The organism is Pseudomonas persica, assembly GCF_900291015.1.
In the GTDB taxonomy this organism is placed as follows: Bacteria; Pseudomonadota; Gammaproteobacteria; order Pseudomonadales; family Pseudomonadaceae; genus Aquipseudomonas.
In genome coordinates this window covers 67140-80702 of sequence record NZ_OLKL01000045.1, presented here as the reverse complement: position 1 = coordinate 80702, position 13563 = coordinate 67140, and the positions used below count along the sequence as shown (strand labels likewise).

Genomic DNA, 13563 nt, shown 5'->3' with positions numbered 1-13563 from the left:
CCGGAAGGTTTCACGTCCCTGTGAAGCCTGCGGTCAGTCGATGCGTTTGGCGGACTTGATGAACACCGGGTCTGCCGGGACATCACGCATGCCTTTCTTGATGGTAGTTGGCGAGTTGACGATCTGGTCGACCACCTCCATGCCCTTGGTGACCTTGCCGAACACCGCGTAGCCACGGTCGCGGCCCGGGTTGAGGAAGTCGTTGTCGGCGACGTTGATGAAGAACTGGCTGGTGGCCGAGTTCGGGTCGGAAGTACGTGCCATCGACAGTGTGCCGCGGGTGTTCTGCAGGCCGTTGCCGGCCTCGTTCTGGATCGGGTCACGGGTCTGCTTCTGGACCATTTGCTCGGTGAAACCGCCGCCCTGGACCATGAAGCCCGGAATTACCCGGTGGAAGATGGTGTTGTTGTAGAAGCCGCTGTCGACGTACTCGAGGAAGTTCTTGGTACTGATCGGCGCCTTCTCGGCATTCAGTTCGATTTCGACCTGGCCGAAGCTGGTGTCCAGCAGTACGTGCGGGGTCTTGTCGGAGGCCATGACGCTGGTGGCGAAGGCGAACGAGCAGGCGGTGAGCAGGAGTTTTTTCAGCATGGGCTCAAAGATCCTTGAGAGGTGGAAGCGGCTGCAAGGAACTGCAGCAGGGTCTGGTTGAAGACCTCGGGTTGATCGAGGGGTGTAGCGTGCCGGGAATCGTCGATGACCACCAGCCTGGCATGGGGCATCAGGGCGACGTAGCGTTGTTTCAGTTGTATCGGGGTGTAATCGTGGTCGGCGGCGATCACCAGGGTAGGACAGTGAATCTGCCCGATGCGTTCCTGCACGCCCCAGTCGACGATGGCGTCGAAGCTTTTGAGGTAGGCGCGCTTGTCGTTGCGTGCCCAGCGCTGGGCCATCTTGTTCCGCAGTTCGGCCTGCTGCGGTTTGGGAAACAGCCGCTCGGCCAGGCCCTTGCCGACGGTTTCGACACTGAGCAGACGCGCCAGGCCCCAGCGCTTGAGCCACCAGACCCAGTCATTGCGGGTGCGGCGCTTGACCTCGGGGGCGCTGTTGACGATGCACAGGCTGCGCAGCCACTGCGGGTGATCGACGGCGAACTGGAAGCCGACCATACCGCCCATGGACAGGCCGACGAAGTGCACGGGACCGGTGTGCAGGTGTTCGAGCAGGGCCAGCAGGTCGGCACTGAAGGTGGCGATCTGGTAACCGTCGCGTGGCTTGTCGGAGCGGCCGTGGCCGCGGATGTCCATGAGGATTACCCGGTAGTGGCGGCTGAGCACCGGCACCTGCAGCTCCCAGTCCTGGCAGCTGGAGCCCAGGCCATGCAGCAATACCAAGGGTTCGCCCTGGCCATATTCCTCGTAATGCAGTGTGCATCCTTCGTGTTCGAAATAGGCCATGGGCGCGGTCCTCTCAAGCTTGTGGGGGGGCTGCGAAGGGCACGTCCAGTGGCGCGGTGTCGAAATTGCGCAGCAGGTCGATGAGAATCTGCGTAGCCGGGCCCAAGGTCTTCTCTTTGCTCGAATAAAGGTAGAACAGTGGGTGGCGGCTGCCACCCTGATCCAGCGGCAACGGCTTGAGCACGCCTTCGCGCAGCTCGCGCTCGATCATGTGCCGGGGCAGCCAGGCAAAGCCCAGGCCACTGCTGACGAAGGTGGCGGCGGTGCCCAGGCTGCCGACGGTCCAGCGTTGCTCGGCACCCAGCCAGCCGACATCGCGCGGTTGGGCGCGGCCGGAGTCGCGGATTACCACCTGCAACTGGCTTTCCAGGTCCTGGAAGGTCAGTTCGCGGCCCAGGCGGTGCAGGCTGTGTTCGGGGTGGGCGACGGCGACGAACTCCACCGCGCTCAGTTCGGCGCCCAGGTAGCCGCCGATGCTGTAGCTGCTGATGGCCAGGTCGGCGATGCCTTCGTGCATCACTTCCTCGACGCCAGACAGCACTTCTTCACGCAGGCGCACGCGGCAGCCGCGGCTCTGCGGCATGAACGCGGCCAGGGCACGCACCAGGCGGGCACTGGGGTAGGCGGCATCGACCACCAGGCGCACCTCGGCCTCCCAGCCCTGTTCCATGTGGTGGGCGAGGTCTTCGAGCTGGCTGGCCTGCTTGACCAGGTGACGCGAACGGCGCAGCAGGACATTGCCCGCGTCGGTGAGCACCGCCTTGCGGCCGTCGATGCGCAGCAGCGGCACGCCCAGTTGCTCCTGCATGCGGGCCACGGTGTAGCTGACCGATGACTGCGAGCGGTGCAGTGCCTCGGCGGCCTGGGCAAACCCGCCGTGATCGACCACTGCCTGCAGGGTTCGCCACTGGTCAAGGGTTACGCGCGGCGCTTTCATCTTTCGCTCCTGTTGTCCTAAGCTGCGCTCTTTCAAGGAGAGCGGCCCATGAAGAAATGTTGTGCGGCAATACTGATGTGCCTGCCCCTCGGGGCCATGGCTTATCCCATCGATGTGGAGAAGGAGCTGACCGGGGTCAAGCTCGACTACACCGCCTATGACACGGCCTACGACATTGGCGCCATCACCCTGAACAACTATGGGCAGGTAGCGGCGGCGTGCAAGGTGACCTTCCGCAACGGCCCGGAGGCACCACGGGTGCGCCGGGTGAACGTACCGGCCGGGAAAAGCGTCGATGTCACCGCCAAGTTCAACCGGCAGATCATCAAACTACGGATCGCCTTGAACTGCAGTGCAGAATAAACTGATAAATCGATAGATTGAACCCACTTTTTACGCTTTTTTATCGATAGGTCAAGCCTTAATCTCACCTCCATCGAATCGCAACCCTTTTTGCCGATGGAGGCACCCCATGTCCCGTGTACTGATCATCGAAAGCAGCGCCCGCCAGCAGGATTCCGTTTCCCGTCAGCTGACCCGTGATTTCATCCAGCAATGGCAGGCCGCCCACCCGGCCGATCAGATCAGCGTACGCGACCTGGCCGTGACCCCGGTGCCGCATCTGGACGCCAACCTGCTGGGTGGCTGGATGAAGCCTGAAGAACAGCGCAGCGCTGCCGAACTGGAAGCGCTGGCCCGATCCAACCAACTGACCGATGAATTGCTAGCTGCCGACGTGCTGGTGATGGCTGCGCCGATGTACAACTTCACCATCCCCAGCACCCTCAAGGCCTGGCTCGACCACGTGCTGCGTGCCGGCATCACCTTCAAGTACACCCCCACCGGCCCGCAGGGCTTGCTGACCGGCAAGCGCGCCATCGTCCTGACTGCCCGGGGTGGCATCCACGCCGGCGCCACCAGCGACCACCAGGAACCTTACCTGCGCCAGGTCATGGCCTTCATCGGCATTCACGATGTCGACTTCATCCATGCCGAAGGCCTGAACATGAGCGGCGAGTTCCACGAGAAAGGCATCAACCAGGCCAAGGCCAAGCTGGCGGCGGTGGCCTGAGGCTTAGCGAATTCCCAACCCTGACACCTGGTTTTGCTCCTTTGGGTGTACCTGCCCGGCCATTGGCCGGGCTTTTTTGTGCCTGAAATTCTGTGGGTGCCTGTGCCGGCCTCTTCGCGGGTAAACCCGCTCCCACAGGAATATCACGGCACCTGAGGCCTGTGGTGTCCCTGTGGGAGCGGGTTTACCCGCGAAGAGGCCGGCACAGCCCTTACATTCCCCATGGTTGAACTCATTCACCGCAACCCGCTAAGGTCGCGGCCTTGATCCACGAGAGGCAACCATGGGCTACCTGATAATCGTCGCGCTGATCCAGGCGTTTTCCTTCAGCCTGATCGGCGAGTACCTGGCCGGGCACGTCGACAGCTACTTTGCCGTGCTCGCGCGCGTAGTGCTGGCTGGGCTGGTGTTCCTGCCGCTGACCCGCTGGCGCCAGGTCGAGCCGCGCTTCATGCGTTCGATGCTGCTGATCGGCGCGTTGCAGTACGGTATCACCTACGTCTGCCTGTACCTGAGCTTCCGCGTCCTCACCGTGCCGGAGGTGCTGCTGTTCACCATTCTCACGCCGTTGCACGTGACGCTGATCGAAGACGCCATGAACCGGCGCTTCAACCCGTGGGCACTGGTGGCAGCGCTGGTGGCAGTGGCCGGTGCAGCGGTGATCCGCTTCGACACCATCAGCGGCGAGTTCTTCATCGGCTTCCTGCTGCTGCAACTGGCCAACTTCACCTACGCCGCTGGCCAGGTGCTGTACCGCCACCTGGTCGCTCGCCACCCCAGCGACCTGCCGCACTACAAGCGCTTTGGCTACTTCTACCTGGGCGCGTTGATCGTGGTGTTGCCGGCGTTCCTGCTGTTCGGCAATGTCCAGCACCTGCCGACCACCAACGTGCAGTGGCTGGTGTTGCTGTTCCTGGGGCTATGCCCGACGGCACTGGGCCTGTACTGGTGGAACAAGGGCGCCTGCCTGGTTTCGGGCGGGACGCTGGCGGTGATGAACAACCTGCATGTGCCGGTAGGGTTGCTGCTCAATTTGCTGATCTGGAACCAGCACGAGCCACTGGGCAGGCTGTTCATCGGCGGTGCGGTGATCCTGGCGTCGGTGTGGCTGAGCCGCCTGGGTACCCTGACGTTATCAAGCAAGCCATGGCGCAGTCAGCTATGACGCGTTCGTTACTGAACCCAAAACCCGCCGGTACCTACCCGATAATCATGAAAATAAAATCGGGAGACCGGCGTGAAGTTAGAAACGCGAAGTATCGAATTTGTCCCACACGCTGAGCGTTATGGCACGCCCAAACGATTGTTCACCATCTGGTTCAGCTCCAACTTCCAGATAACCGCCCTGATGGTCGGCACCCTGGGCGTTGCCTCGGGGCTGAGTCTGGGCTGGACCTTGCTGGGCCTATTGGTCGGCAACCTGATCGGCACCGTGTTCATGGCCGCGCACTCTGCCCAGGGGCCGCACCTGGGCGTGCCACAGATGATCCAGAGCCGGGCCCAGTTCGGTGTCCATGGCGCGGCGCTGCCGCTGCTGGTGATGGTCACGGCCGCAGTCCTGTTCCTCGCCGCCAGCGGCGTGCTGATGCGCAATGCCCTGCAGGCACTGGTGCCCATGAGCGATGACCAGGCCATCGTGGTGGTCGGCTTGCTGACCTTTGTCATCGGCTTTGTCGGCTACGAACTCATCCACCGCCTCGGGGCATGGATGAGCCTGTTGTCCACGCTGGTTTTTGCCGGCGCCCTGGTGCTGATCCTGCTGCACCCCGGCGACATGGCAACCACAACGGCGGTGAGTACCGGCTTTTCGTTCACCGCGTTCAACCTGATCGTTGCCCAGTCGGCCTCGTGGACGCTGGGGTATGGCCCCTATGTGGCCGATTACTCGCGCTACCTCCCGGCCAACGTCAACCCGCGCGCCACCTTCTGGGCCACCTATTGCGGTTGTGCGCTGGGCTCCTTCGCCATGATGGCATTGGGCGCGCTGGTGGCAGTGGAACTGCCCTCGGCACTGGGGCATGACCCGGCGACAGCCATTGCCGCGTTGTTTGGCCCGTGGGCGCCGTTGGCGCTGGCAGTGATTGCCTTGGGGGTGATCCAGTACAACGTCCTGTGCCTGTACAGCGCCTACATGTCGTCGGTCACGATCTTTGGTGCCTTCAAGACCATCCGGCGCGTGACCGCGACGGCCAAGGCCTTGGTAATGGCCGGCCTGACCGCAGCGGCAACGCTGATCGCCATCGCCACCCAGTACAATTTCGATACGTTCTTTGCCGACATCCTGATCGGCCAGCTGTACCTGTTGATCCCATGGAGCGCGATCAACCTGGTGGATTACTACTGGGTGTGCCGCGGCCACTATGATGTGGGGGCGCTGTATGACGCCAAGGGGCGTTACGGATGCTTCAATCGTCGCAGCCTGGCGGTGTACGCCGTGTCGATCATCGGTACCATCCCGTTCATGAAGCTGTCGTTCTACACGGGCTTCGTGGCCGAGTGGCTGGGGGCGGACATCAGTTGGGCGATGGGGTTGATCCTGGCTGGCGCGCTGTATTGCATGGTCCATGGGCGCGAAAGCAAGCGGCTTTCGACAACCAGGAATGCGCTCTCCTGACGCGGCCTTGGGACGGAAAGGGCTGCTTAAACACCACCCTCAGGCGTAATGCCTGTCAGTCAAGTAATTTGGGGCGCTTTGCGGCCCATCGCCGGCAAGCCAGCTCCCACAGGTACTGCACACGTCTCGAATTTTGCGCGGAGCCTGTGGGAGCTGGCTTGCCGGCGATGGACTGCGAAGCAGCCCCGGCAATATCAAGCCTCGCTCATTTCTTCCTGCCGACGCGGCACAGGCTCTTGCGATACACGCCCGCTCAACCCCACCCGCATGTCATTGCCACTCGGCTGTTGATACAGACTCAGCCCGAACTCCGGCAGCACGGCCAGCAGGTAGTCGAAGATATCCCCCTGGATCCGCTCGTAATCCGCCCACGCCGTGGTGGTGGTAAAGCAGTAGATTTCCAGCGGCACGCCCTCGGCGGTGGTCTGCATCTGCCGCACCATGCAGGTCATGTCCGGGTGCACGTTGGGGTGGTTTTTCAGGTAGGCCAGGGCGAACGCCCGGAAAGTGCCGATATTGGTCAGCTTGCGGCGGTTGGCCGACAGCTCGGCCACCGGCCCCAGGGCTTCGTTCCAGCTTTGCAGTTCCTGGCGCTTGCCCGCCAGGTAGTCGCGCAGAAGACTGACCTGAGTGAGTCGCTGTTCTTCCTCGCGGGTCAGGAAGCGCACGCCGGCCGCATCGATGAACAGACTGCGCTTGATGCGCCGGCCACCGGACTGCTGCATGCCGCGGTAGTTGCGGAACGACTCGCTCATCAGGCGCCAGGTGGGGATGGAGACGATGGTCTTGTCGAAGTTCTGCACCTTCACCGTATGCAGGGTGATGTCCACCACATCGCCATCGGCGCCGACCTGGGGCATTTCGATCCAGTCGCCGACGTGCAGCATGTCGTTGCTGGTCAACTGCACGCTGGCGACGAACGACAGCAGGGTGTCCTTGTACACCAACAGCAGCACCGCCGACATCGCACCCAGGCCGGATAGCAGCAACAGTGGCGAGCGGTCGATCAGGGTGGCGACGATGACGATGGCGGCAAAGATCCACAGCATCATCTTGGCCAGTTGCACGTAACCCTTGATCGAGCGGGTGCGGGCGTGTTCGGTGCGGGCATAGATGTCCAGCAGGGCATCCAGCAGGCACGACAGCGCCATGGTCATGAACAGCAGGGTGAAAGCCAGGGCGACATTGCCGAGGAAGTGCTGGGCGGTGTCGGACAGCTCGGGCACCAGTTTCAGGCCGAACTGCAGGACCAGTGATGGTGTGGTTTGCGCCAGGCGGTGGAAAACCTTGTTGTTGCGCAGGTCGTCCAGCCATTTCAGTGCTGGCTGGCGGGCCAGCAGGCGGGCGCCATGCAGCACCAGGAAGCGTGCCAGGCGGCCGATGACCAGGGAAATCAGCAGCAGCACCGCCAGGCCGATGGCCGCGTGCAGCATCGGATGTTGGTCAAGGGTGCCCCACAGGTCGAGGGAGTCACGCCAGATTCGTTGGATATCCATGGGCTTGCGTACAGTCTTGTTGCCAAACGAAGCGCCATTAGAGCGCGGATGGCGACAAAGTTGCCAAAAGAAATTCGGCTAAGGCGGCAGAAAACGTTACCCTATGCAACTGAATTTCCCGCACTTGCCTGAGGTTACCTCCGTGTTCTCCCAATTCGCCCTGCATGAACGCCTGCTTAAAGCCGTGGCCGAGCTTAACTTTGTCGAGCCAACCCCGGTGCAGGCCGCGGCCATCCCCCTGGCCCTGCAAGGGCGTGACCTGCGCGTGACTGCGCAGACCGGCAGCGGCAAGACCGCAGCCTTCGTGCTGCCGCTGCTCAACCGCCTGGTCGACCTGCGCGAGCGCCGCGTGGAGATCCGCGCGCTGATCCTGCTGCCGACGCGTGAACTGGCCCAGCAGACCCTCAAGCAGGTACAGCTGTTCTCGCAGTTCACCTACATCAAGTCGGGCCTGGTCACCGGCGGTGAAGATTTCAAGGAACAGGCCGCCATGCTGCGCAAGGTGCCGGATGTGCTGATCGGCACCCCGGGACGCCTGCTCGAGCAGCTCAACGCCGGCAACCTCGACCTGTCCCACGTGCAGGTGCTGATCCTCGACGAAGCCGACCGCATGCTCGACATGGGCTTCGCCGAAGACATGGAGCGCCTGTGCAAGGAGTGCGAGAACCGCCAGCAGACCCTGCTGTTCTCCGCCACCACCGGTGGTGCGGCCCTGCGCGACATCATCGGCAAGGTACTGAAAGACCCTGAGCACCTGATGCTCAACAGCGTCTCGCAACTGGCCGAAGGCACCCGTCAGCAGATCATCACCGCCGACCACGACCAGCACAAAGAGCAGATCGTGCAGTGGCTGCTGGCCAACGAAACCTTCGACAAGGCGATCATCTTCACCAACACCCGCGCCCTGGCCGACCGCATCTACGGCCACCTGGTGGCCAAGGACGTGAAGGCCTTCGTGCTGCACGGAGAGAAGGACCAGAAGGACCGCAAGCTGGCCCTGGAGCGCTTCAAGCAGGGTAGCTCCAAGGTGCTGGTGGCCACCGATGTGGCGGCCCGTGGCCTGGACATCGACGGCCTGGACCTGGTGATCAACTTCGACATGCCGCGTAGCGGTGACGAGTACGTGCACCGTGTGGGCCGTACCGGCCGTGCCGGTGGCGAAGGCCTGGCGATCTCGCTGATCACCCACAACGACTGGAACCTGATGTCGAGCGTCGAGCGCTACCTCAAGCAGCAGTTCGAGCGCCGGGTGATCAAGGAAGTCAAGGGCACCTACAACGGGCCGAAGAAGGTCAAGGCCTCGGGCAAGGCGGCTGGCAGCAAGAAGAAAAAGGTCGAGAAGAAGACCGGGGACAAGAAGGCGGCCGCCAAGCGCAAGCCAACCGCCAAGCCAAAGGCCAACGCACCGCTGGCCAGCGCTGACGGCCTGGCGCCGCTGAAGAAGCGCAAGCCTGCTGCCGAGTAAGCCCCGGTAACGGGGTCGGCTTCTTCGCGGGTAAACCCGCTCCCACAGGTACTTCACAGGTTTCGAGAGCTGTGATGAGCCTGTGGGAGCGGGTTTACCCGCGAATGGGCCAGTACAGCCAACAACTATTCAGCCTTTTTCTCCGCCTCTTTCAACTCCTTGATCCGCTTGTCGATCAGTTGGCACTTGTCGGGCAAATCCTTGCTCGCCGTCCCCAGCTCCATCCCTTGAAGCTCGTCATTGATCTCCTTGGCCTTCTGCGGGTTCTGCTCGGTCAACTGGGTGACCAACCCGGCCAGCTCTTCGCGTTTCTGCGTCGCTTCTTCCGGTGTGCAGGCCCAGGCGGGCAGGGCGCAGAACAGGGCAGTGGCGCAGGCAATGGGCAGCAGCAGTTTCATCCTTCCTACCTCCGGCGGTGGTGATGCCCGGTGGAGGCATGTGCTTGCTCGTTAGTTCAGCGCCTTCGACCGGTGGCTATACCCCTGCGGACCAACCTCATGGTCAGCCTGTTCCCCAAGCTGGGCAACTGACCGAGCCTTGCTAGCCGGTTGGTTATGCCGCTTCCGCTTCCGGCTGTAATCCTTTTCCGGAGCGTCCCACCAGATGGGAGGCCAAACATTATGACCAAAGCATCGAAAACTGACTGGAGTCGCCTGGTTCAAACAGCAGGGTAGCGGCTACCAGACCCGGATCAACCAGTTGCTGCGCCAGTACATGCAAGCGCAACAACGCCAGCGCTGAGATATTTCGGAACGCCGGGCAACCTCGACAGGTCCCAACCTGTGTACCCTTCCGTCCACAGCAGGAGCCCGTAGCCATGAGCATCGCCTACGACTGGGACCTGATCGAGCGTTTGTTGCACGAGGTGCAGAACGGCGCCGGTCACAGCTTCACGCCACGCCCTTATGCCGAGCAGCACGCTGCGGCACTGGCCGCCAAGGGTGAGCCGGTGGGCGACCTGGACCACCTGAAAACCCGTGCCTGCGAGTACGAAAGGCTGTTGTTCGAGCGGGGTTTCATCGAAAGCCGGCCTGAAGAGGACGGCGGCAATGGCGAGAACTTCGTGCTGACCGAGCGCGGTTCGCGGCTGATGAGCCTGATCGACAGCAGCATCCCCGGCTTCGAGCACCCACGCCAGGTGCTGGACGAGCAGGAGGATGCGCTGGACGAAAGCACCTTCGAGCAGTTGTCGGCGAAGGCACAGATCGCCTGAGGTCGTTTTGAGGCTGGCAAGGGCAGCCCTTGAAACCCGATAATCGGTAGCTTCTGAACGCTGCCGAGCCCTTGCCCATGCCAATGACCACCGCAGAGGCCCGCCCATGAGCGCGGTCCGCAAGAACCCTGATGCCTTTGCCTTCCAGGTGATGCTGGGGCTTTGCCTGATCTGGGGCTGCCAGCAGGTGTTGATCAAGACCGCTGCCGTCGATATCGCGCCGGTGATGCAGGCGGCCTTGCGCAACGGCATCGCCGCCGTGCTGGTGGGCCTGATGCTGTGCTGGCGTGGCGGCTGGGAGCAGGTCGGCAGCACCTGGCGTGCCGGGGTGGTGGCGGGCGGGCTGTTCGGCCTGGAGTTCCTGTTCATTGCCGAGGGGCTGAAGCTGACCTCGGCGGCGCACATGTCGGTGTTTCTCTATACCGCGCCGGTGTTCACCGCGTTGGGCCTGCATTTCAGCTTGCCCAGCGAACGCCTGCGGCTGCTGCAATGGCTGGGCATTCTGCTGGCCTTCGGCGGCATTGCCATGGCATTTGCCGGCGGTATGTCGTTCGAGCACATGGATGGCCGCACCCTGCTGGGCGATGCCTTTGGTGTGATCGCCGGGCTGGCCTGGGGCGCGACCACGGTGGTGGTGCGTTGCTCGCGGCTGTCGGAAGCGCCGGCGACCTTGACCCTGTTCTATCAGTTGGCGGTGGGCTTTGCCGGGTTGCTGCTGATTGCCCTGCTCAGCGGGCAGATCGGCGCCGTATCGCTGACGCCGCTGGCGATGGGCAGCGTGCTGTTCCAGGGGGTTGTGGTGTCGTTCATCAGCTACCTGACCTGGTTCTGGTTGCTGCGCAAATACCTGGCGTCGAACCTGGCGGTGTTTTCCTTCATCACCCCGCTGTTCGGGGTGACCTTTGGCGTGTTGCTGCTGGATGAGCCGCTGAGCCTGAACTTTGTGGTTGGCGCGTTGATGGTGTTGCTGGGGGTGATTCTGGTGAGTGCCGAGCCTTGGGTGAAGCAGCAATTGCGTAAGTTTGTGGGGTAATGGGTTGCCTGTGCCGGCCTCTTCGCGGGTGAACCCGCTCCTACAGGTACTGCGCAGGGCTTGAGGTTTGTGCGGTCCCTGTGGGAGCGGGTTTACCCGCGAAGAGGCCAGAACAGGCAAACACAATTCAGGATGCAGCCTTGGCCTGACAAGCGCTGCCCTGCTGTGCAGAGCCGGCAAACAGCACCAGCCCCCCAGCCACCACCAAGCCACCCGCCGCCACCATCAGCGCCGGCTGCAGCCCGCCGCTGTAATGGCTGCTGAGCGCCGCCAGCAACGGCCCGCTCAACTGCCCCAGGGCAAAGCACGCTGTCAGCAGCCCGGCATTGCGCTGCGTGGCATGCGGCGCCAGCTCCCGTGAACGCTGCATCACCAGTTGCATGCAAGCCAGGAACGGCCCGCCACATAGCACCACGCCCAACGCCAGCCCGACCCCGCCGCCCATCAGGCAGGCCAGCACACCCAGCCCCTGCAACCACAGGGTGGCAGTCAGCCAGGTCGAGGTGCGGCCACCACGCCGCAAGCTCACCAGCAGCACACCGAGCGCCGCCGCCAGGCCGAACGCCGGCCAGAACAGGTCGGCCAGCCACTGCCCGCGGAACTGCTGGTTGGCCATCTGCGACAGGAAGGTGGCCGGCAGAATGTAACCCACGCCATACAGCGCATACACCAGCCCCAGGCGGCCGATGCCGACACTGCGCGTCGGGCCCTGGCCTGCAGCCGACGGCAGCGGCGCCGCTTGCAGCGCCCGGGGCAGCCAAGGCCGGACCGCCAGCAGCATCACCAGCGCGGCCACGGCATAGATCAGCCACAGTGCTGCCGAGCCCAGTCCCCACAAATGCGCCACCAGTGCCAGCAACCCGGTCAGCGCAATGCCCAGGCCGGGCCCTGCGAACACCAGGGCACCCAGGCGCTGGCGGTCATGGGTGTTGGCCACCTGCTGGCTGAGGCTGGTGATCATCACCAGCACCCAGGCGCTGGCCACGCCGGTGCCGAAGCGCAGCAGCAGGTGGCTGCAGAACCCGGCGGCGGCCCATGAGGCCAGGGTCAGCAGCACGCACAGCCACAGCCCGCCATGCAGGCGCAGGCGCACCTGGCCCGGCGAGCGGGCGAACATGGCGTCGACCGCGCCGATGAAGTAGCCCAGATAGTTGGCCGCCGCCACCAGCCCGGCGACCGTCAGGTCGAACTGGCCTTCGGCGATCAGTTGCGGCAGTTGCGGAGTAAGGGCGAATCGGCCGATGCCCATGGCCATCATCAGCGCCACGGCGCTGGCCAGCAGTTGAATGAGTGGCGACATGGCAAGTCTCCTGCACGGATGTAAGCGATGGCTGGCAGGTTAGGGCGGTTTCTTTTTCAATAAAATTGAATAATGATGATCAAGTTGTTCTGTTTTGGAGAATGCTGTGGAATTCAGCCAACTGCGTATCTTCCAGGCCGTGGCCGAGGAGGGTTCGGTCACCCGTGCCGCAGAGCGCCTGCATCGGGTGCCGTCGAACCTGTCGACGCGCTTGCGCCAGCTCGAGGAGCAACTGGGTGTCGAGCTGTTCCTGCGCGAGCGCCAGCGCCTGCAGCTGTCGCCGGCGGGCAAGGTGCTGCTGGACTACGCCAACCGCATGTCAGCTTTGCGCGACGAGGCGCTGGCCGCCGTGCGGGGTGGCCAACCGGCCGGGGACTTCGTGCTGGGGACCATGTACAGCACGGCGGCGACCCATTTGCCAGGGTTGCTGGCGCGTTATCACCAGGCCTACCCGGCGGTGAACCTGCAGGTGCGCGCGGCGCCCAGTGGCGAACTGCTGGAAGGCCTGCTCAGCCACAGCCTGGACGCGGCCCTGGTGGACGGGCCGCCGAGCCTGGCCGGGCTCGATGGGGTGCCGTTGTGCGATGAGCAGCTGGTGCTGATCACCAGCCCTGAGCACCCTGCGGTGCGCACTGCCAAGGATGTGGCAGGCAAGGCGGTGTTCACCTTCCGCCAGGGCTGCTCGTACCGCATGCGCCTGGAAGCCTGGTATGCCCATGCCCATATCCCCATGGGCCGGGTGATGGAGATCGAGTCGTACCAGAGCATGCTGGCCTGCGTGATCGCCGGCGCGGGCGTGGCGATGATGGCCAGGTCGATGCTCGACAGCCTGCCCGGGCGCGACCGGGTACGGGTGCACCAGATGCAGGCGCCGTTCGATCAGGCGGTCACCTGGTTGATGTGGCGCCAGGGCATGCGCGGGGCGAATTTGCAGGCCTGGATCGACCTGCAACAAAGCGAAACGATTAACCAGTCGTCGGAATGCGCCACTACGCCTTGATCCGTATCAAAATGGCCCGTATCTGTAGGTGTAGAG

Annotated in this window: 14 protein-coding genes and 1 pseudogene; 9 read left to right on the top strand and 6 right to left on the bottom strand. The window is 63.4% G+C overall.

All coding sequences use genetic code 11. The features are described from left to right. Nucleotides 1-33: 33 nt before the first annotated feature. Genes FQ664_RS21030 through FQ664_RS21020 form a run of 3 tightly spaced genes read right to left on the bottom strand, consistent with a single transcriptional unit; the run spans nucleotide 34 to nucleotide 2334 of the window. Nucleotides 34-591 carry a peptidylprolyl isomerase gene (locus FQ664_RS21030; RefSeq protein ID WP_144174602.1) on the bottom strand — a complete coding sequence of 186 codons (558 nt, stop codon included), beginning with the start codon at nucleotides 589-591 and terminating at the stop codon, nucleotides 34-36. Further along, nucleotides 585-1397, bottom strand: a complete 813-nt coding sequence (locus FQ664_RS21025) for an alpha/beta fold hydrolase (RefSeq protein WP_144174601.1) — start codon at nucleotides 1395-1397, stop codon at nucleotides 585-587. The genes FQ664_RS21030 and FQ664_RS21025 overlap by 7 nt, the downstream gene beginning before the upstream one ends. A 13-nt stretch (nucleotides 1398-1410) precedes the next feature. Further along, nucleotides 1411-2334: a LysR family transcriptional regulator gene (locus FQ664_RS21020; protein WP_016711896.1), complete on the bottom strand. Its 924-nt coding sequence runs from the start codon at nucleotides 2332-2334 to the stop codon at nucleotides 1411-1413. Nucleotides 2335-2382: 48 nt separating this feature from the next. Here FQ664_RS21020 and FQ664_RS21015 point away from each other — a divergent pair, with 48 nt between their 5' ends. From FQ664_RS21015 to FQ664_RS21000, 4 genes are all read left to right on the top strand, one after another. Continuing rightward, nucleotides 2383-2697 (top strand): hypothetical protein, encoded by a 315-nt coding sequence (locus FQ664_RS21015; RefSeq protein ID WP_056804885.1) that lies wholly within the window; start codon nucleotides 2383-2385, stop codon nucleotides 2695-2697. A gap of 109 nt (nucleotides 2698-2806) precedes the next feature. After that, nucleotides 2807-3406 carry an FMN-dependent NADH-azoreductase gene (locus FQ664_RS21010; RefSeq protein WP_144174600.1) on the top strand — a complete coding sequence of 200 codons (600 nt, stop codon included), beginning with the start codon at nucleotides 2807-2809 and terminating at the stop codon, nucleotides 3404-3406. Between the two features lie 283 nt (nucleotides 3407-3689). Then, the gene (locus FQ664_RS21005) at nucleotides 3690-4571 is read left to right on the top strand and encodes a carboxylate/amino acid/amine transporter (RefSeq protein ID WP_144174599.1); all 882 of its coding nucleotides are present in this window, start codon (nucleotides 3690-3692) and stop codon (nucleotides 4569-4571) included. Between the two features lie 72 nt (nucleotides 4572-4643). Further along, nucleotides 4644-6020 carry a purine-cytosine permease family protein gene (locus tag FQ664_RS21000; protein WP_144174597.1) on the top strand — a complete coding sequence of 459 codons (1377 nt, stop codon included), beginning with the start codon at nucleotides 4644-4646 and terminating at the stop codon, nucleotides 6018-6020. 194 nt (nucleotides 6021-6214) lie between these two features. Here FQ664_RS21000 and FQ664_RS20990 read toward each other — a convergent pair whose 3' ends face one another. Further along, nucleotides 6215-7516 (bottom strand): mechanosensitive ion channel family protein, encoded by a 1302-nt coding sequence (locus FQ664_RS20990; protein WP_144174595.1) that lies wholly within the window; start codon nucleotides 7514-7516, stop codon nucleotides 6215-6217. A gap of 103 nt (nucleotides 7517-7619) precedes the next feature. On the opposite strand from FQ664_RS20990, the gene FQ664_RS20985 reads away from it, so the two are divergent. Next, nucleotides 7620-8981 (top strand): DEAD/DEAH box helicase, encoded by a 1362-nt coding sequence (locus FQ664_RS20985; RefSeq protein WP_144174594.1) that lies wholly within the window; start codon nucleotides 7620-7622, stop codon nucleotides 8979-8981. 125 nt (nucleotides 8982-9106) lie between these two features. On the opposite strand, the gene FQ664_RS20980 is transcribed toward FQ664_RS20985, so the two are convergent. After that, nucleotides 9107-9379: a hypothetical protein gene (locus FQ664_RS20980; protein ID WP_025340165.1), complete on the bottom strand. Its 273-nt coding sequence runs from the start codon at nucleotides 9377-9379 to the stop codon at nucleotides 9107-9109. A 250-nt stretch (nucleotides 9380-9629) separates the two neighbouring features. On the opposite strand from FQ664_RS20980, the pseudogene FQ664_RS20975 reads away from it, so the two are divergent. The 3 genes and pseudogenes from FQ664_RS20975 to FQ664_RS20965 all read left to right on the top strand — a co-directional run. Then, nucleotides 9630-9722 (top strand): annotated as a pseudogene (locus FQ664_RS20975) (BrnA antitoxin family protein); the annotation flags it as partial. A gap of 76 nt (nucleotides 9723-9798) precedes the next feature. Further along, nucleotides 9799-10194, top strand: coding sequence for a transcriptional regulator (locus tag FQ664_RS20970; protein ID WP_144174593.1), 396 nt, complete (start codon nucleotides 9799-9801; stop codon nucleotides 10192-10194). A 106-nt stretch (nucleotides 10195-10300) separates the two neighbouring features. Next, complete coding sequence (locus FQ664_RS20965; RefSeq protein ID WP_144174592.1) at nucleotides 10301-11227, top strand: DMT family transporter; 927 nt, start codon at nucleotides 10301-10303, stop codon at nucleotides 11225-11227. 127 nt (nucleotides 11228-11354) lie between these two features. Here the strand turns inward: FQ664_RS20965 and FQ664_RS20955 are convergent, their stop codons facing one another. Then, a complete protein-coding gene (locus FQ664_RS20955) occupies nucleotides 11355-12527 on the bottom strand; it encodes an MFS transporter (RefSeq protein WP_144174591.1) in 1173 nt (390 codons plus the stop codon). Nucleotides 12528-12633: 106 nt separating this feature from the next. Here FQ664_RS20955 and ptrR point away from each other — a divergent pair, with 106 nt between their 5' ends. After that, complete coding sequence (ptrR, locus tag FQ664_RS20950) at nucleotides 12634-13527, top strand: putrescine utilization regulator PtrR (RefSeq protein WP_144174589.1); 894 nt, start codon at nucleotides 12634-12636, stop codon at nucleotides 13525-13527. The last annotated feature ends 36 nt before the right edge of the window (nucleotides 13528-13563 follow it).